We start from the raw sequence: 15,244 nt of genomic DNA, 5'->3' as shown, positions 1-15,244 counted from the left end.
GTTCAGGCTCCCGGATAGCGGGTCAAAAGGTCCATGCCCGGCAGATGCGGCTCGCCTCGAAAGTTCAGAACATTGCCGAACCGCCCGGCACAGGTCGAAACACGCTTGTCGCAGCCCTCACCAATTTCGACGAGATCGCCTGCCGAAGGCGTAAAAGGCGGCGGCTCCCGAAGCGTCAGCCGTAGCCCGCCAGAGGCCATAACCCCACTTTCGAGCCCGCTATTCGCGCCGCTGAGCCAGCGGAGCCGCCCGTAGGCGTAGACATTCTCGCCGACCGCCGCCTCGGCTACATCCACAACCTCTTCGGCAACCACAGCCGCGATCCGCGTCACTCGCACCCGCGGCCCCATATCCACCCGGCACCTTTTGTCGCCGAGCCGCGCCCGGCATTCGGGCGAGGTCTGCTCCACCACCGGTCGGTCGAGCGCAGCCGTCGGCCCGCGCAGCTCCGCCGAAAAGCCGTTGCCGCGCATGCTGACATCGCCAAGCTCGCCCCGTGCCAGCGGCACCTGCGCGCCATCCGGATCCTCCCAATCCACCAGGAAGATCGTCACCGCCGCCCCGTCCCACCGCCCTGCCATCAGGTCCCGCCCGGAAATGGCGGCGCTGGTCGACGCGCCTTCCACATCCAGCGATGCCGCGTCGAACCCATCTGTCTGGCTGATCGAAGACGGCAACATACCCGGCGCCGCGCGGTACACGAGGCCGCCGATGGTCAGCGCCCGGTCATGCGTCGTGAAGCCGATCGTCACGCCGTCCCGCCGCTCCAGCCGCCAGCAAAAGGCGGTGGTGGTGAGCGGCTTGTCGAGAAAGCTCACGCCGCCTCTTCCCTGATCTCGATCAGCGGAACGCTCGCCGCCTCGCCTGCCTCGAATGTTGCGCGGCTAAGGCTCAGCCGGTCCTCGGCGAAGCGCACCGGCACGTCGAAGCGGAAGCTCGCCCGCACCTCAGCGCCGTCGGCAGGGGCCGCATCGAACCGCACCCTCCCTTTCTCCGCCAGCGTCCAGCCGCTCACCCTCTCCTCGCCCTCCACGAACAGCCGCACGCTGCCCGGCACCGGCCGAGTGAGCCGCCGCACCTGCTCGCCATAATGTTTCACCAGCGCGAATTCGGTCCGCACCCCGTCGCCTTCGCCGAGCAGCACGTTCTCAGCCGCATTGTCGAACGGGTCCTCGAAGCGGAAGCCGATCGCTGCACCGCGCCTGGCCCTGAAGAACTCGGTCAACGTCCTCAGCTCCGCCTCGCTTCTTACCCCTGGCCCAGCATCGAAGCGTAGCTGCGCATCCGCCCAGTCGCTGTTCCGGTGCTCGAAACCGTTCGCCGTCGTCACCACCGATGTCGAGAAAGCGGGCTCCACGCTCGCCTCCCGCCCGATCCCGATCGGAAAGCGCACATCGTCGAAAGCCTCCACGTCATCCTCTCCAATTTCAAACCATGTGAAGCCGTCGCGGATCACCTGCGGCAGAGCCCAGACGAACACCTCCGCCGCCTCTGACCGCTCCGCCGCCGCGGCGATCGCATGCCACTGCCCCCGGTCCTCCGGCCGCAGCACGAAGCCTCCGAAATAGTGCTGATCCTGCCGCGCGTAGCCGAGCCGGGCCGCCGCCTCCGCAACGCCGCGCGCGCTCGCCCCTGCATTGCGGGCGGTCACCCAGTCATAATCTTCGAGCTGCAGCACGTCGAAGGCAGGCGTTGCCCACCCGACCGGCACGTTGGCCCGCCGCGCCTCTGCACCGTCGAGGACGGTCGGCAAATAAACCAGAAGCAAGGTCTCGGCTCCGGGCGCCTGCGCCTTCACCGCCGCGCACAAGGCCGAGGTCGATGCCGCCAGCACCGCCCCCGCCGCATCCAGCGTTGCCTTCTGCGCCGCGCTGAGCGTGCCCCGAACATCACCGATCGAAACGGGCGAGAAAGCCGCCTTCGCCGCATCATCGTATAGGCAGATGCGGCCATCCGCCCGCACCCACCACCAAGGTTCTCCGACCTGGAACCTGACCGTCAGCCCCGCATCCCGCGCAATGGCCGCAAAGGCCCGTCCCACCGCCTGCAAATATCCCATCGCCCCGTCATGCGCCGGCGACAGCAGCGCCGACGGCGGGTCCCAGCCGGTCAGCGCCGGGCTCCCATCCTCCGCCCTCTGCTTCCAGTCGCCCCAGCAATGCTGGTCGAACAATTCGTAGCTCAGCGACAGGATCACCTCGTAGCCAAGCGCCTTCGCCCGCGCGCAGAAATCCCGGTGCCAGGCCGCGCACGGCGCGTTCAGAGTGCCTCCGGCAAGGCTCACATAGAAACCGCCGCTATTCGCCTCGAGCTGGAAATAATGGCTCATGCCCACATAGTGGTTGATCAGCCCGCGATAGCCGAGCGCGATGCAGTTCCGCAGCATCCGCTCCGGAGTCACATGATAAAGATCGTCGTACCCAGTCGCGAGCCGGAGCCTGTGCTCCGGCACCAAAGTCTCGCCGATCGACAGCACCGATCCCGATCCGTCGCAGCTGATCTGGCTGAGCTCCGCCCACCCCTCCCGCGGCGCCCCTAGAGGCGCATCTTCTCGCGTGAAGCCCGGCGGCACCAGCGAGATGAACATCCGGTCCACATCGCCCGCAAAGACAGGATCGTCCTGGTCCCAGCCGCCGCGCAGGCTGGAAAAATCCAGCGTCAACGCCGCATCTTCCGGCGCACCCGATGCATAATTCCAAAGCCGCACATACCAGCTTCGCGCCTGCCCGCTCTCGTCCCGCCCCTCGATGGTCAGCGTCGGCCCGTCCACCGCATCCAGGGCCCGCACACCCCCGCTACGCCAGCGGAACTTCAGCACGCATTTCCGAAAGTCACGGGCAGTCTCGTAAGCCGCCAGCACATGATCGTGCCGGTCCTCCGCCTCCCAGATCAGCCCCGCCAGATCGTCCGCCTTGTAGAAGACCGCATCGACCCGAAGCGCATTCGGCTCGGTCGTCACCACCGAAGCCATCATCGGCCGCGGAAAATTAACCGTCCAGAACCGCGCGTCAAAGCGCTTCACAAAGCCAAACCGCTTCGCGCTGCCCGGCGAAGCCAGCCAGTGCGCCATATCAATCCTCCACCCGCATAAGTGCGCGCTTAACCGCGCTCGCCACTTGGCGGCTCGACTGGGCCAGCGCACGCGGCTCCGCGCCTTGCGGGGCGTTGATGGTGATGCTGAGCCGCACGTCGCGCGCGCCCCCGCTGCCAGCTTCAACTCGCCCGCTCGACGTCGGCACGAACAGCTCCGGTCCGCGTTCGCCGACGAGGTAAGGCCGCCCCGGCGACACCGGCCCACCGGTCGCACGTCCCGGCGCCCCGAGCAGCCCCGCGAGCACGGCGCCCGCACTGCCGAACAGGCTCTTCCCGCCTCCGCCGCCAAGCACCGCGCCGATCCCGTTACGCACCGCCGCCGCGGCGATCTCGGCCATGGCCGAAAGCGCCACCCGCTTCAGATCCTCGAAGCCAAGCTTGCCGGTCCGCACCGCCCGAACCAGCGCATTCTCGAGCGCCCGGCCGGCCCGGTCCACCCCCGCCGCCAGCGGGCCGTCCAGTGCGCTCCGCATCTCCGCCACGTCCCGCGCAAAGGCGGATGTGTCCGCCCGCACGCTCACCAGCAGCCGTTCGATCTCTTCATCCATCGGGAAACATCTCTCTCAGCCGCGCCAGATCGTCCGCCGTCGCCGCAACCTCTTCCGGGATCATCGCCCCAAGCACCGCCGCCAATTCCGCGGGCGTCGCCTTCCAGAACTCCTCCGGCCGCCACCCAAGCAGCGCGCCAGCAAGTCCCGCCAGCCGCGCCGCCGCGTCGCTAAACACGCCCCTGCAATATCTGCACGAGCAGCAGCTTCAGCGCCGGCGTCACCTTCGCAAGCCCGGCCTCCGCAATCGCCGCCCCGACCTTCTCCCGCGTGCACCAGTCCGGCCGCTCCCTGACACAGTGCCAGAACAAAGCCGCCATCTCGCCTACGCGAAGCCCGCCTTCCGCCGCCCGCTCAACCAAAGCGAACAAAGGTCCAAGCTCCTCCTCAGCGGCCACCAGCGCTTCGAACGAAGGCCGAAGGACTAGAGCCTCTCCCGCCACCACGATGGCTGCCTCACCCCGCACTGCATTCGCGCTCATACCGTCACCACCGGCCCGGAGCTTTCCAGGCTCATCGTGTAATTCCGCTCCCCGTTATAGTCGCCGGCATAATCCAGCCGCGTCACCAGGAAGCGCCCCCGCATCCGCTCTCCGCTTTCGAAGCTCAGCTCATAATCATCGATGACGCCGCCGAGCGCATTGGTCTTCACCCGCCCCTCGGCCGCCGATCCCGTGAAGATCCCGCTCGCCGCCAGCGATACGGACCGCACCCCCGCCCCAGACAGCAGCTCTCGCCAACCGCCCGAGTCCTTGCTGGTCACGTTCACCGCTTCGCCATTCACCGACATCTGCGTCGTCCGCATCCCCGCGATGGTCGCAAAAACGGGCGGCGATCCGCCGTTTCCGACCTTCAATAGGAATGCGCTTCCCTTTTCCGCTGGCATGAGTCATCCTCTTCTAAGTTCAAGCTTATTTGCATGGAGATCGAACGATGATTTCGCTTGCGCTTGCTACGACACTGGCCGCCGCCGCCCTGCAGGGTCCGCCGGCCGCTCCCCGCCGCGATTATTCCTCCTGCCTCAGCAAGATCGCGAAGGAGAAACGCTCCGAAAAGATGGAGAAGGAGGCCTTCACCGCCGCCCTCAAAACCGCCTGCGCCACTGAGGAAGCGGCATTCAGGAAATCGCTCGTCGATTATGACGTGAAGACCGGCTCGAAGCGCGCCGCCGCCGAGGAAGGCGCCAAGCTTCAAGCCGAGGATTATCTCGTCAACGTGACGGAAACCTATTTCGAGGCGGCCGCGCCGCAATAAGCGGCCGCTATTCCAGTTTCAGCATCCGGGCGCGATAATCGCTCGCGCCCGTCCAGACCCCCTTCGCGTCCCGCGCCATGCCGCTCCGCATCATCCGCATGGTGACGAGCTGCCACCCATCGGGGGCCAACCCCTCCAGCGCCGCCTCCGCCTCGTCCATCAGCGCCCGCAGCCGCACCGGCCGCTCCCCCACATCCTTCAGCGTCACCGCCAGCCGCACCTCGCGCCCCGCGCCGCTCTTGTGGCTCCAGTCGCTTTCCGGCCCAGCCTCGACGATCGCATGCGGCATCACCGCCTGCACCGGCGGCCCCTCATAAACGCCGAACCTGCCCATCGCCTTCAGCGCCGCGATCGCTGCCGCCTGCAGCTTTTCGCCCGCGCTCATAACAGCCGCATCCAGCGCAGCGCCGGCTCAAGCACGAAGCGCCGCCTAAGGCTCCGCCCGATCAGCCGCACCCCCTCGGGAGCCGCCTCCGCCGCCACGCCCTCCGGCAGTTTCGCCCCAGCCTCCTCTGCAAGCGCCACCGCACGCTCCCGCGCGTACTGCTCCGCCCGCGCCTCCACCCGGTCCACCAGCCGTTCGAACATCATCTGAGCCTCATCCTCCGATAGGGCCGCCACAAAGCCGTCACCGCCGCGGGCGGCCCTGCCCCCTCCGCCTCGTCCCGCTCGGCATAGAAGTGCGCCGCAAGCCGCACCGCGCCCTGCCGAAGCGGCTCGGGAAGCGCATTCCACTCCGCGCCCATGCCCGCCTCGAACGTCACCCGCAGCCGCGGCGCGTCGACCGGCGCGGTCAGCCGGACCCAGCCATCGCCATTCGCATCGATATCCACCGCATAGGCCGCCGACGGCAGCACCGTAGCCTCCGCCCCAAGCGCCTCCACTGCCGTAATCGCCCTCAGCGGCGTCCCCGCAAGCCGCGTCCAGGCGCTGCTCGCCTGCACCGTCTCAACGAAGCTCCGCGCCACCAATGCCTGACCGGTAAAACGCTCACACAGCTCGGCCGCGCTCCGCATCAGCCGAGCCGCCAGCGCATCTTCGTCCGCACCGACGATCCGCAGATAGGCTTTCAGCTCTTCCGCCGCCACCGCGGGCAACAGGATGGGCGCGGCGCTCAGCATCGGAGCGCCTTTCTCTCTTTCGTCACAAGGGCCTCCCTCGCTTAGAACTGGATCCCGGCCCGCGCCGCCATGAAGCCGCGCAGCATCCGGCCTTCCGCCACGCTCAGCTCGCGCCCGATCATGACGAGCCCATAGAGCCTGATGTTGGAGTTTGAGCCCGCCACGCCCTCACGCGCGCCGATCGTGATCCCGTCCGCCGCGACATTGCCGCCGTCGCCCGTCACGGGCACACCGGCGTTGACCGCGATGCGGCTTGCCGCGCCGTTATGCCGCTCGGTCACGATGCCGTTCACCCCGATTACGAGCCCCGGATTGGCGATGTTCGCCCCCGACCGCATTTCGATGGTCGGCGCCGTCCCCGCCTGCACAAGCTGCCCCGCCAGCGTATTCGCCCCGCCATAGATGCGCGCGAACAGGGTCCAGCTGATCTGCCGGATGGCCGACACCCGCTCCCACGGCTGCGCGACGGCAAAGGCGGCGCGAAGGCTGTCGTCGGCCGCGAATTCCAAGAAGTGGAGCCCATTCTCCCGCCGAAGCATCGGCCGCGCCGCCGCCAGCGGCTGCACCGCATGATTGCCGCGCCCGGACTTGTCGAGGATACGCCCGACCGGCCCGTCCACCGCCGCCGCGCCGGTCCCGTCGCTATTCTGGCTCATGGAGCCGAGGTCGGACGGATCGAACCAAACGCCGGCCGCGCCGCTCCTGAACAAGGCCCGCGGGCTGAAGCTCCCCCGCTGCCGAAGCGCAAGGTCGATCATCAGTAAAGCGCCACGATATCCGTGGCGGTAGTGCCCGTCGCCCGCACGAATTGAGCTCGGAACGGCAGCACGCACCCGTCCGGCACGTTCCGGAACAAAACGTCCGCCCCGCCGCCCGAGCCGCGCAGCATCAGATTGCCGCCCGTTCCCACGAACAAGGCCTTCGGAATATCGACGAGCGCATTCGCATCATGCGGCGCCACCGCCACCGCCCGCGTCGCCGGGCTCGACACGCTGTCCAGCGTCCCGGAAAACTGATCCGCCATTTCGCCTCTCCAAATGAGTTGCGCCGCCTCGGCAGGGGGACCGAGACGGCGCACAAAAAAGGCTCCCGAAAGGGGAGCCTCACCTAGGTCGAAGTAGCACTTCGACCTAAACTGCAAACTTCATCAGCTTGATGGCTTCCGAATTCACCACCTGCCCGCCGATCCGCTTCGTCGCATAGAAGTGGACGAACGGCTTCCGGCTATACGGATCGCGAAGGATCTGCGTCTCCGTCCGCTCGGCAATCAGGTAGCCTGCCTTGAAGTTGCCGAAGGCGATCGAAAGGCTGTCCGCCGCAATGTCCGGCATATCCTCGGCCTCAACCACCGGATAGCCGAGCAAGGTGTCCGGCTGCCCCGCCGACAGCGAAGGCTGCCACAGGAACGCGCCGTCCGCCGTCTTCAGCTTCCGGATGCGCGCCGCAGTCGATGAATTCATCACGAACACCGCGCCCTGCCGGTAAGGCGGGCGAAGCGCCTGGACGAGGTCGATCAGCTTGTCCTGCGGGTTCGTCGCCGCGAAGGCGCCCGCGGCGCCGCTGGTCACGAACTGCAGCGTTCCGAACGGCCGCGAAGCATCGCCCTGTGCTGACGTCGGCGCGGCAAGGAAGCCCTTCGGCCGGTTGACCCCGCTGCCGCTGACGAACGCCGCGCCTTCCGCCCGCGCGAACTCCGTCGCGATCTCCTGCGCGAGCCAAGCTTCGACGTCGAACGCCGCATCGTCGAGCATCGACTGGCTTGCCGCCGGATTGGCGTACAGCTCGCCGAACGGCGGAGCGATCTCGACGAAGTCCGGCGTTGCCGTCTCCGGCCGCACCGCATCTTCCGAAACCCAGCCGGAAGGCGTGCCGCTCCGGGTCACAAGCTTCCGGTACCCGGCGCTTCCGACCTTCACCACATTGGCGATGGCGCGAATGGGCGAGATGCTTGCAAGCACCTTGTCGATCTGCTCATCAATCTCCTCCGGCACCGCATAGCCGCCCGCGGCATCGGACGTGCCGGCAAGCGCCTTCACCTCCAGCCCCGCCTCGAGGCCTTTCCGCAGATAATTCTCCACGAAGGGCGAACTCTCACCCTTAGCCCCGCTAAGCGCCGGCCGAGCGCCGGCTACAGCCGTCGCATCCATCCGCGCCTTCAACGCCGCCACCTCGCCGCGCAGCGCGTCCACATCCTCACTCTCCCGCTCCAGCGCCTCAAACGACGCCTCCAGCGGATCCGCCTTCACCTCAAACATGCTCTTCTCCTTGCTCATGAAAAAAGCCCCCGCTCCAATGGAGCGAGGGCCCTCGTTTCTTCTTCTCCGGAAGCCGACGATCGCAACCTTACTGCGTCCTCGCCTCCCGTCCGGGAAGCCGCGACATCTTCTCGCCATCAGGCCTGTGAAAGCTGGTTTTCCCCGGCCACCGCCGTTCGATCCGGCGATGAAGGTCGGTAAAGGCCGGCTGCCAATCTGCCTCTTCCCGCACGATGTGAATGGGAATTTGGACGGACTGCTGAAAATCGTCAGTGACGGGGATCGCCACCCCGCTCCTATGGCATATCTCGATGTCGAGCATGCGCGGCTCGGTTTCGATTTTCGATCGATACCTCCAGCCTCGTTGCTCCGCGAACTCCTTCATCAGGAAGCTGAGCGCTTCCCATTCTTCGGGTCCGATTTGCAGCTCGACGTAAAATGGGTAATTGGCACCTACCTCTGGAAACTCGCACAGCCCGTACGTGGGACGCTCTTTCATCCGCTCGATCGTCCACAGCGAAGCGGCCATGATCGGGGCACTAATCATCGCTGCCGCCGCCCACTGCTGACGCCATGTGTCGACCGCTCGATGCCTGTCGAACTCCCCACCCGGCGGAGCGATGAAAGGTCTTGCGATCCACCAGAAAACGAGCGCGCAGAGCCCTCCCAGGCCGCCGAAGCCGACCACGATCAATGCCTTTGGAGCGTCGATTATCCCTTCCCATTGCTCCGCGGGTAACAGCAGTAGAGGAAGGATGCCTCCAATCAGAAAGCCTGTAAGAAATGGATGCAGCGCCCGCAGGCGCCTCCTCGCTGCAATGGCGAGGTAAACAGGCATCCCGAGTACGGTGCCGATCACGAAGATCACACAGAACACCCCGAACAGATCGATCACGGTATCCAGCGCAAACAGCAGCAACGCACCTACACCGCTGGCAATCACCAACGCCGCCGCATGCACCGCGATCGCCAAGATGTTGCCGATGGTCCGCCGTTTCATTTGCGGAGACCTTCCGATTCCTCCCGCGCGTCCTGCCCCAGCCACTCCGGCACCGCCATCGGCTCACCGTCCCGCCCGATCAGCCGCGCGTCCGGCCAGCGCCGCTTGATACGTCCATAAAGATCGGCAAACGGCACGTGCCATTGGTCGCCGCTGCCATGTGGGTAAACGGCCAATTCCATCTTGTCCTGTGAAGTCGCCAGGAAATGGAGCCTCGCCTCATTGCAAGTCGACACTTGCAGCATCTTGCTGGGCTTCTCATCGGAGTCTGCCCGGTAAGCCCATCTATATTCTGCCGCAAAGCCGTGCATGATCGTTTCGAAGGTCGGCCACTCCGCCTCCGGGATATCGATCTCCAGATGAAAGACCGGCCGCCCCGCATCATCAGGATCGCCCGGCCGTACTCCTTCGCATGGTAGATATTCCTCCCGCGGCTCGAAATATATTCTCGCGGTGATCGCGATCAGCGGCACAGCAAGCACCAGCAATGCAAATAGCGCAGGCCGAATGGCGGGCGGACCCGCATCGACCAGGACATGGCGGTACGTGAATGGCGCGACGAGCAGCCAGAACAACGTCCCGCAAAGTGCGCCAAGCAGGCCTAGCCCGCCGACGCCAAGCAGGGCGCCTCCGATCGCCGGGCCCGTCGCCCCAGCGACAAACCCGACGGCGGTCGCCAACCACCATTTCACTTCCTGGCCGGTTGCCGCGACCAGATACAGCGGAACGGCAAACACCGCGCCGAAAGCAAAAAGCCCGATGAAGAACGGAATGGCTAGATACCAGCTCGCTCCCATCGCGAGCGACAATATGGCACCAGCCACGCCGCACACGAAAGCGAACGCCGCCAGATGGAGGAGAATGCCGATAGCAAACGTTCTGATCCGACCCACGTCGCTCCCTTAACCCGCGTTCTTCATCTTGTCAGTCGAGCGCACGCACCTGCCTCAATGCCGGCTAACTAGTTCACCTTTGTTAAGGCCCCCGGATGTATGGAGCGCCATGCACAAACTTGAACATTTCTCTGGCGGCAAATGGGTTTGCCATTCGCACCCGCCCCTCTTCGAGCGGCAGCAAACAGGCTCCTACGACCGACTAGTTTGTGGCATCCCCGGCGGCGATCCAGCTGTCATGCTATCGCTTGCACAGTGCATGTCTCAGCCCTTTTATCTGCTCTACCTTCTCCACACGCCGCGCGAAGGCGCGCCTGCGGGCCGTTATCAAAGCCCGCCGCTGACGAATAGCGAACTCCACGCCTTCTTTGCAGACTTCGCCCCTCTCCTCCGTAGCGATGCCCGCCACGACATCTGGATATTTTCCCCTGACGACCGCGCCACCCTCGTGTGGGATCGCCACAACTTGCTGTACGCTTATGGCCCTCTGGACTCATTCACCCAGGTACTTCGCGGCCTCGGCTTTCACATGGGCACTCCAGATATTCCGACGCCTCACGCGCACTTGTATCACGCGGAGATGGATGGACTGGTTCGTGTGCTTCTCGACCGCTACGAATGGATCCGGAGCGACCTGATGCCGGAGGACAAGCAATAGCACTTAGACCAATTACTCCACCGCATGCACCCGTGCCTTGGGCTGCATCGGAAACGTCACCAAACTCACCTCCACCAGTTCCAGATCAGTCAGCTCACGCGGCTGCTCCCCGCGCGCTTCCCGCACGCGATAGCCGAAGCTGAGGCCGCCCACCGCGCCCTCCTTCAGTAAAGCCGCCGCCTCGCGCCCGCTCTTCCCCTCCGACAGTCGCGCGATCACCCGCAGGCCGCGCTTATCCTCCTTCAAATATTCGATCCGCCCGATTGGCCGCCCCGGCTCATGCTGCCACAGCAAAGGCACCGCACCCGCCCCACACTTCAATGCCCGCGCAAACGCCCCCGCCTTCACCACATCGCCGCCGCGATCCGGATGCCCAAAGATGGCGGCATAGCCCGCGAACCTCACGCGATCATCTCCGTCAAACCCAGCTTCACGGCCATGCCGACAACCACCGCCGCAAGGCCAACCCGCACCGCCCAGCCGACCACCGCCTTCCACGCCGATTTCTTGGCATCGCGCCACGCCTGCAAAAGCTCGCGAAGCTCGTCCATGTCCCGCCGCGCGCCGGGTTCGTTGAGCCCGAGTGCGCCAAGCGCCCGCTCCGCCCCGGCCTGACTCGCCTCTTCGACCAGCGCCCGGAGCGTCACCAGCTCCACCCCCTGCCCTTCCGCCTGCCGCATCAACGCCGCCAGCATCGCCATGTCCGTCATTGCCGCCTCTCAAATCCAAGCATCTCGCGCTTCTCGTCTGCGCTGAGGAAATCCGCTCCGCTCACCTGCCGCCAGAGCTTCTCCCGCTCCTCGGCCAGCGCCGACACCCGGTCCACGTCCACTTCCAGCTTCAGCCCCGGCCACCAGGCGCCAAGCCCCGCCGACAATCCGCCCAAAATCCGCGCCATCATCGGCAGGATGGTGAGCCGCCACAAAGCGCGGTTCGCCTCCCGGTAATTGGCGTAGGTGCTATCGCCCGGAAGGCCGAGCAGCATCGGCGGCACGCCGAACGCCAATGCGATCTCCCGCGCCGCGGCGGCCTTCAGCTCCACGAAATTCATGTCGGCGGGCGTCATGCTCATCGCCTGCCATTTCATCCCGCCTTCCAGCAGCATCGGCCGCCCGGCATTGGCCGATCCCTGGAAGTAGGTTTCGAGCTCCGCCCGCACGCGGTCGAACTGCTCCCCGCTCATCACCGCGCCATCGCTGGCGTCGTACAGCAGGGCTCCGGAGGGCCGCGCCGCATTGTCGAGCAAGGCCTTGTTCCACCGCGTCGCTTCATTGTGGATCGCGACCGCGCCGGCCGCCGCGCCGAGGCAGCCGAGCCCATAATGATCGTCCAGCGGGTGCATGGCTTTGAGGTGGATGAGGCCCGGCCGCCCAAGCCCGTCCCGAGCTGCAATCCGCGTCCGCGTCTCGCCAGCTTTGTAGAGATAAGTGGCCGGCCATCCGCCGGCATCCGCCTCCACCTTCACCCGCTCCGGGCGAAGCGGGAACAGCTCCGCCGGCTCGCCTTCCGCATCGCAGAGGATCTGCACGAAGGCGTTGCCATGAAGCAGCAATTGCGCCGCCACCGTCTCAATCAGCGCCGCCGGAACCAACCACTCCAATCCTCCCCCAGCGGGGGAGGGCGACCGCGCACCGCGCGGTGGAGGGGTGTCAACGCCGCTCGAATAGATCACGGCACCTCCGCACCCTTCCGCCACCAGCCGCACCGCCCGCTGCGCAACCGGGTTCTGCAGATAGGCCTCCCGCACCTGCGCCTCGTAGGACCGCGGCCATTCGCCCGCTCCCGCCCCGAACCCGCGCAACAGAAAAGGCCGCACGGAAGCCCGCGCGGCCTTGCGGCCAAACCATTTCATCTGCTCATCCTGTAAGAGAAGGCGGCGCTACCGCCTGATCGTCCGAAGCGACTCACACTTCTGGAGCATGACTATCTTGTGCCATAACAGCGTCACGCTGTCAAGCACTTTTCACCTATCCGGTTCATCAACTTTCGCCCGATGTGCGTCCCTCGTGCGGTGCTGGAATAGGTTCGTGTAACGCCCGATCAGCAGCAGCACGGTTGGCCACAGCATCGTGTTCCAAAGGTCCTTGAGGCTCGCGCCCCACCGCGGCGGCTCCCCCGTGCTCGCCTGCTGGTAAAGGTCGGCCGCCTCATTCATCAGCTCCAGGCCCAGCACGAACAGCCATGGAAAACGGCTCCGCCGGCTCTGCCGAAACAACACCATCGCCAGAATGTAGAGAAAGAGCGCACCATGGATATGAAGCGCATCCCGCTCCAGCCCGCTATATTGCTCGATCCATGTCTTGAACTGGAGAAACGTGTCCATGGGCGCGCCATAGAGCCGGCCTCCGCCCTCCGCCACTCCGCATTGGCTATCGAGGCGACTTAGAGCATCGTAATCCTGAACACCCGCTCCTTCTTCAGCATCAGCTCCGTCAGCGCCCAGACCATCGCGTCCGCCCGGTCCGGCGACCGGCCCGGCCCGTCATAGCCGCCGCCCGCCGTCATCCCGGCAAGCTCGTCCTCGAGCTCCGGGAAGCGCCCGGCGAACCGCGCCTTGCCCTTCTCGAACAGCGCCGCGACCGGCTCCGCCCGCGCTGCCTTGCCCCGCGATGCGTGGACGAGCCGCACCGGCAGCCCGGCATCGGCGGCGCGGAGCACGCTTTCCACCATCTCGCCGCCATTATTCTTCTCAGCGACCACCCGGTCGGCATCATGCAGCGCATAGGCGTCCGCCACCGCGGTCGCCCAGCCTTCCGGCGTCCGGCCAGCGACCGTATGATCACCGATCACATAGCCGATGCCGTCGCGCCCAAGCCCGACCGCCACGATCCCGCACGCATCGCCATGCGCCGACGCCGGCGGATCCACGCCGATCACGATGCGCACGTAATCCCGCGCCAAAGTACCACTTTGACGCGATCGCTCGATCAGCTTCCGGCTCCACAGCGCCCCGTCCGCATCCTCCAGCGTCTCGCCGTCAAGCTCCTGCCGCCCCAGCCGCGTTCCACCATAGGTCGCGACCATCGCCTCGACGAAGCTTTCGGGGAGGTGCGCATTGTCCGCCGTCCGCCCGCGCGTGGTGACGCAGAGCGCCGTGTCCGCCTCGATAGCCTTCAGCAGCGGGATCGGCCGCGGCGTCGTCGTGACGAGCGCCCGCGGCCGCTCGCCGAGCCTCAGCGTCAGCTGAAGGTTCGTCCATGCCTCCTCCGGCCGCTGCCATTTCGCGATCTCGTCGCACCAGGCATAATGATGCTGCGGCCCGCGCAGGCTGTCGGGGTCGGCGCCCGAATAGATGCACGCCTCGCTTCCGCCCCGCCAGCGAAGCCGGCCCAGCCCCGGCTCCCAGCGCGGGCGGCAGCCATAATTGTCGCCGACGGCAAGAAGGCCGCTCTCGCCCTCGATCATCACCTTCCGCACCTCTTCGGGGTTCGCGCCGACCAGCGCGATCCGCACCGGCCGGAGCCGCTGGTTGGCGAGCCGAGTGATCCACTCCGCCCCAGCGCGCGTCTTGCCGTAGCCGCGCCCGGCCAGCATCAACCAGGTGCGCCAGCCCTCGGCCCGCGGCGGCGCCTGCCCCGCGTGCCGCCATTGTTCGAAGCTGGCGTCGAACCGCAGCACCTCTTTCGGTGTCATCGCCCGAAGCAGCCGCATCTGCTCCTCGTCCGGAAGCCCCGCGAAGACGCTCAGCTGCTCAGGCGAAAGATATGCCTCCCACATCGCCGTCAGCCCGCCCGCGCCCGCACCGGCCGCCGCATCGTCGTCATCGACCAGATCCGCATCTGCTCTTTCCCACCCTCACGCACGCTTCCGCCCGCGGCGCCTGCGCGTTATGCCGCCGCGATGCCGGCCAATCAGAAATTGAAAGTGTTCCGGACGCCGATCGGCTTTCACGACGCCTATGTCGCGGCGCCGAGCCAGAAGGCGGCGATCGAGGCCTGGGGCACGGACAAGGACGTGTTTGCCCGCGGCCAGGCGGAGCTCGTCACCGATCCTGCGCTGGCCGCCGAGCCGCTCGCCAGCCCCGGCACGGTCATCAAGCGCCTCCGCGGCACAGCCGCCGAACAGATCGCTGCCTTGGGCGACACGCCGCCGCCACCGCGCCGCAAGGCCGCCGAAGAAGCCGAAGCGGCGCCTGCTCCGCCCAAGGCGAAGCCGAAGCCGCCGCCGAGACCCAAGCCCAAGCCAAGCCGCGCCGCCCTCGACGAAGCAGAAGCGGCCCTTACCGAAGCAGAAGCCCGTCAGAAACAGGGGCTAAACGACCTCGCGCAGCGGGAAGCCGCGCTCGCCCGCGAACGCCGCGCGCTCGAAAAGGCGCAGGCGGACGAAACCGCCGGCCTCGCCCGCGCCCGCGACAAGGCCGAAGCCGCCTATCGCGACGCCATGCGCCGCTGGCGCGGCTGACCCTTAATCACCCAGCGCGAA

At 66.5% G+C, this 15,244-nt stretch carries 22 protein-coding genes; 3 read left to right on the top strand and 19 right to left on the bottom strand.

The annotated features are described in order from the left end of the window. Window positions 1-2: 2 nt before the first annotated feature. Genes VGD10_RS01985 through VGD10_RS01960 form a run of 6 tightly spaced genes read right to left on the bottom strand, consistent with a single transcriptional unit; the run spans window position 3 to window position 4,527 of the window. On the bottom strand, window positions 3-818 hold the full coding sequence (locus VGD10_RS01985; protein WP_331039118.1) for a DUF2163 domain-containing protein: 816 nt from the start codon (window positions 816-818) through the stop codon (window positions 3-5). Then, window positions 815-3,070, bottom strand: coding sequence for a DUF2460 domain-containing protein (locus VGD10_RS01980; RefSeq protein WP_331039117.1), 2,256 nt, complete (start codon window positions 3,068-3,070; stop codon window positions 815-817). The genes VGD10_RS01985 and VGD10_RS01980 overlap by 4 nt, the downstream gene beginning before the upstream one ends. Before the next feature lies 1 nt (window position 3,071). After that, window positions 3,072-3,641 carry a tail tape measure protein gene (locus VGD10_RS01975; protein ID WP_331039116.1) on the bottom strand — a complete coding sequence of 190 codons (570 nt, stop codon included), beginning with the start codon at window positions 3,639-3,641 and terminating at the stop codon, window positions 3,072-3,074. Further along, window positions 3,634-3,819, bottom strand: a complete 186-nt coding sequence (locus tag VGD10_RS01970) for a phage tail assembly chaperone (RefSeq protein WP_331039115.1) — start codon at window positions 3,817-3,819, stop codon at window positions 3,634-3,636. The genes VGD10_RS01975 and VGD10_RS01970 overlap by 8 nt, the downstream gene beginning before the upstream one ends. Continuing rightward, entirely contained in the window at window positions 3,812-4,123 is a 312-nt protein-coding gene (locus VGD10_RS01965; RefSeq protein ID WP_331039114.1) for a gene transfer agent family protein, read from the bottom strand. Before VGD10_RS01965 ends, VGD10_RS01970 begins: the two co-directional genes overlap by 8 nt. Next, window positions 4,120-4,527: a phage tail protein gene (locus tag VGD10_RS01960; protein ID WP_331039113.1), complete on the bottom strand. Its 408-nt coding sequence runs from the start codon at window positions 4,525-4,527 to the stop codon at window positions 4,120-4,122. The genes VGD10_RS01965 and VGD10_RS01960 overlap by 4 nt, the downstream gene beginning before the upstream one ends. A 47-nt stretch (window positions 4,528-4,574) precedes the next feature. On the opposite strand from VGD10_RS01960, the gene VGD10_RS01955 reads away from it, so the two are divergent. After that, window positions 4,575-4,895 (top strand): hypothetical protein, encoded by a 321-nt coding sequence (locus VGD10_RS01955; RefSeq protein ID WP_331039112.1) that lies wholly within the window; start codon window positions 4,575-4,577, stop codon window positions 4,893-4,895. A gap of 7 nt (window positions 4,896-4,902) precedes the next feature. On the opposite strand, the gene gp17 is transcribed toward VGD10_RS01955, so the two are convergent. The 8 genes from gp17 to VGD10_RS01915 form a co-directional block, all read right to left on the bottom strand. Further along, window positions 4,903-5,280: a tail completion protein gp17 gene (gp17, locus tag VGD10_RS01950; protein ID WP_331039111.1), complete on the bottom strand. Its 378-nt coding sequence runs from the start codon at window positions 5,278-5,280 to the stop codon at window positions 4,903-4,905. Then, window positions 5,277-5,486 (bottom strand): hypothetical protein, encoded by a 210-nt coding sequence (locus tag VGD10_RS01945; RefSeq protein ID WP_331039110.1) that lies wholly within the window; start codon window positions 5,484-5,486, stop codon window positions 5,277-5,279. Before VGD10_RS01945 ends, gp17 begins: the two co-directional genes overlap by 4 nt. Continuing rightward, a complete protein-coding gene (locus tag VGD10_RS01940; RefSeq protein WP_331039109.1) occupies window positions 5,483-6,016 on the bottom strand; it encodes a head-tail connector protein in 534 nt (177 codons plus the stop codon). Before VGD10_RS01940 ends, VGD10_RS01945 begins: the two co-directional genes overlap by 4 nt. Window positions 6,017-6,057: 41 nt before the next feature. After that, on the bottom strand, window positions 6,058-6,774 hold the full coding sequence (locus tag VGD10_RS01935) for a hypothetical protein (RefSeq protein ID WP_331039108.1): 717 nt from the start codon (window positions 6,772-6,774) through the stop codon (window positions 6,058-6,060). Continuing rightward, the gene (locus tag VGD10_RS01930; RefSeq protein WP_331039107.1) at window positions 6,774-7,040 is read right to left on the bottom strand and encodes a spike base protein, RCAP_Rcc01079 family; all 267 of its coding nucleotides are present in this window, start codon (window positions 7,038-7,040) and stop codon (window positions 6,774-6,776) included. Before VGD10_RS01930 ends, VGD10_RS01935 begins: the two co-directional genes overlap by 1 nt. A gap of 106 nt (window positions 7,041-7,146) precedes the next feature. Then, window positions 7,147-8,271: a phage major capsid protein gene (locus VGD10_RS01925; RefSeq protein ID WP_331039106.1), complete on the bottom strand. Its 1,125-nt coding sequence runs from the start codon at window positions 8,269-8,271 to the stop codon at window positions 7,147-7,149. Between the two features lie 88 nt (window positions 8,272-8,359). Next, a complete protein-coding gene (locus VGD10_RS01920; protein ID WP_331039105.1) occupies window positions 8,360-9,271 on the bottom strand; it encodes a hypothetical protein in 912 nt (303 codons plus the stop codon). Continuing rightward, the gene (locus tag VGD10_RS01915) at window positions 9,268-10,164 is read right to left on the bottom strand and encodes a hypothetical protein (protein ID WP_331039104.1); all 897 of its coding nucleotides are present in this window, start codon (window positions 10,162-10,164) and stop codon (window positions 9,268-9,270) included. The genes VGD10_RS01920 and VGD10_RS01915 overlap by 4 nt, the downstream gene beginning before the upstream one ends. A gap of 109 nt (window positions 10,165-10,273) precedes the next feature. Between VGD10_RS01915 and VGD10_RS01910 the strand changes: the two genes are divergently transcribed. Then, window positions 10,274-10,822 carry a hypothetical protein gene (locus VGD10_RS01910; RefSeq protein WP_331039103.1) on the top strand — a complete coding sequence of 183 codons (549 nt, stop codon included), beginning with the start codon at window positions 10,274-10,276 and terminating at the stop codon, window positions 10,820-10,822. A 12-nt stretch (window positions 10,823-10,834) separates the two neighbouring features. On the opposite strand, the gene VGD10_RS01905 is transcribed toward VGD10_RS01910, so the two are convergent. From VGD10_RS01905 to VGD10_RS01885, 5 genes are all read right to left on the bottom strand, one after another. Beyond that, window positions 10,835-11,227 (bottom strand): HK97 family phage prohead protease, encoded by a 393-nt coding sequence (locus VGD10_RS01905; RefSeq protein ID WP_331039102.1) that lies wholly within the window; start codon window positions 11,225-11,227, stop codon window positions 10,835-10,837. After that, window positions 11,224-11,532 carry a DUF6127 family protein gene (locus tag VGD10_RS01900; RefSeq protein ID WP_331039101.1) on the bottom strand — a complete coding sequence of 103 codons (309 nt, stop codon included), beginning with the start codon at window positions 11,530-11,532 and terminating at the stop codon, window positions 11,224-11,226. The genes VGD10_RS01905 and VGD10_RS01900 overlap by 4 nt, the downstream gene beginning before the upstream one ends. Continuing rightward, entirely contained in the window at window positions 11,529-12,674 is a 1,146-nt protein-coding gene (locus VGD10_RS01895; RefSeq protein ID WP_331039100.1) for a phage portal protein, read from the bottom strand. Before VGD10_RS01895 ends, VGD10_RS01900 begins: the two co-directional genes overlap by 4 nt. Before the next feature lie 111 nt (window positions 12,675-12,785). Next, a complete protein-coding gene (locus tag VGD10_RS01890) occupies window positions 12,786-13,145 on the bottom strand; it encodes a hypothetical protein (RefSeq protein WP_331039099.1) in 360 nt (119 codons plus the stop codon). Between the two features lie 59 nt (window positions 13,146-13,204). Then, a complete protein-coding gene (locus tag VGD10_RS01885; protein WP_331039098.1) occupies window positions 13,205-14,539 on the bottom strand; it encodes a DNA-packaging protein in 1,335 nt (444 codons plus the stop codon). 123 nt (window positions 14,540-14,662) lie between these two features. On the opposite strand from VGD10_RS01885, the gene VGD10_RS01880 reads away from it, so the two are divergent. Next, a complete protein-coding gene (locus tag VGD10_RS01880; protein WP_331039097.1) occupies window positions 14,663-15,223 on the top strand; it encodes a hypothetical protein in 561 nt (186 codons plus the stop codon). Window positions 15,224-15,244: the final 21 nt, after the last annotated feature.

It is taken from the genome of Allosphingosinicella sp., assembly GCF_036402135.1.
Lineage (GTDB): Bacteria > Pseudomonadota > Alphaproteobacteria > Sphingomonadales > Sphingomonadaceae > Allosphingosinicella.
The sequence above is the reverse complement of the archived record's forward strand: the minus strand, read 5'-3'. Positions and strand labels throughout refer to the sequence as shown.

What these genes read in the sequence shown, in the direction of transcription:
- VGD10_RS01980 (WP_331039117.1), bottom strand. Translation starts at nt 3,070, where the DNA reads ATGGCGCACTGGCTGGCTTCGCCGGGCAGCGCGAAGCGGTTTGGCTTT.
- VGD10_RS01975 (WP_331039116.1), bottom strand. Translation starts at nt 3,641, where the DNA reads ATGGATGAAGAGATCGAACGGCTGCTGGTGAGCGTGCGGGCGGACACA.
- VGD10_RS01965 (WP_331039114.1), bottom strand. Translation starts at nt 4,123, where the DNA reads ATGAGCGCGAATGCAGTGCGGGGTGAGGCAGCCATCGTGGTGGCGGGA.
- VGD10_RS01960 (WP_331039113.1), bottom strand. Translation starts at nt 4,527, where the DNA reads ATGCCAGCGGAAAAGGGAAGCGCATTCCTATTGAAGGTCGGAAACGGC.
- VGD10_RS01955 (WP_331039112.1), top strand. Translation starts at nt 4,575, where the DNA reads ATGATTTCGCTTGCGCTTGCTACGACACTGGCCGCCGCCGCCCTGCAG.
- gp17 (WP_331039111.1), bottom strand. Translation starts at nt 5,280, where the DNA reads ATGAGCGCGGGCGAAAAGCTGCAGGCGGCAGCGATCGCGGCGCTGAAG.
- VGD10_RS01945 (WP_331039110.1), bottom strand. Translation starts at nt 5,486, where the DNA reads ATGATGTTCGAACGGCTGGTGGACCGGGTGGAGGCGCGGGCGGAGCAG.
- VGD10_RS01940 (WP_331039109.1), bottom strand. Translation starts at nt 6,016, where the DNA reads ATGCTGAGCGCCGCGCCCATCCTGTTGCCCGCGGTGGCGGCGGAAGAG.
- VGD10_RS01935 (WP_331039108.1), bottom strand. Translation starts at nt 6,774, where the DNA reads ATGATCGACCTTGCGCTTCGGCAGCGGGGGAGCTTCAGCCCGCGGGCC.
- VGD10_RS01930 (WP_331039107.1), bottom strand. Translation starts at nt 7,040, where the DNA reads ATGGCGGATCAGTTTTCCGGGACGCTGGACAGCGTGTCGAGCCCGGCG.
- VGD10_RS01925 (WP_331039106.1), bottom strand. Translation starts at nt 8,271, where the DNA reads ATGTTTGAGGTGAAGGCGGATCCGCTGGAGGCGTCGTTTGAGGCGCTG.
- VGD10_RS01920 (WP_331039105.1), bottom strand. Translation starts at nt 9,271, where the DNA reads ATGAAACGGCGGACCATCGGCAACATCTTGGCGATCGCGGTGCATGCG.
- VGD10_RS01910 (WP_331039103.1), top strand. Translation starts at nt 10,274, where the DNA reads ATGCACAAACTTGAACATTTCTCTGGCGGCAAATGGGTTTGCCATTCG.
- VGD10_RS01900 (WP_331039101.1), bottom strand. Translation starts at nt 11,532, where the DNA reads ATGACGGACATGGCGATGCTGGCGGCGTTGATGCGGCAGGCGGAAGGG.
- VGD10_RS01895 (WP_331039100.1), bottom strand. Translation starts at nt 12,674, where the DNA reads ATGAAATGGTTTGGCCGCAAGGCCGCGCGGGCTTCCGTGCGGCCTTTT.
- VGD10_RS01890 (WP_331039099.1), bottom strand. Translation starts at nt 13,145, where the DNA reads ATGGACACGTTTCTCCAGTTCAAGACATGGATCGAGCAATATAGCGGG.
- VGD10_RS01885 (WP_331039098.1), bottom strand. Translation starts at nt 14,539, where the DNA reads ATGTGGGAGGCATATCTTTCGCCTGAGCAGCTGAGCGTCTTCGCGGGG.
- VGD10_RS01880 (WP_331039097.1), top strand. Translation starts at nt 14,663, where the DNA reads ATGCCGGCCAATCAGAAATTGAAAGTGTTCCGGACGCCGATCGGCTTT.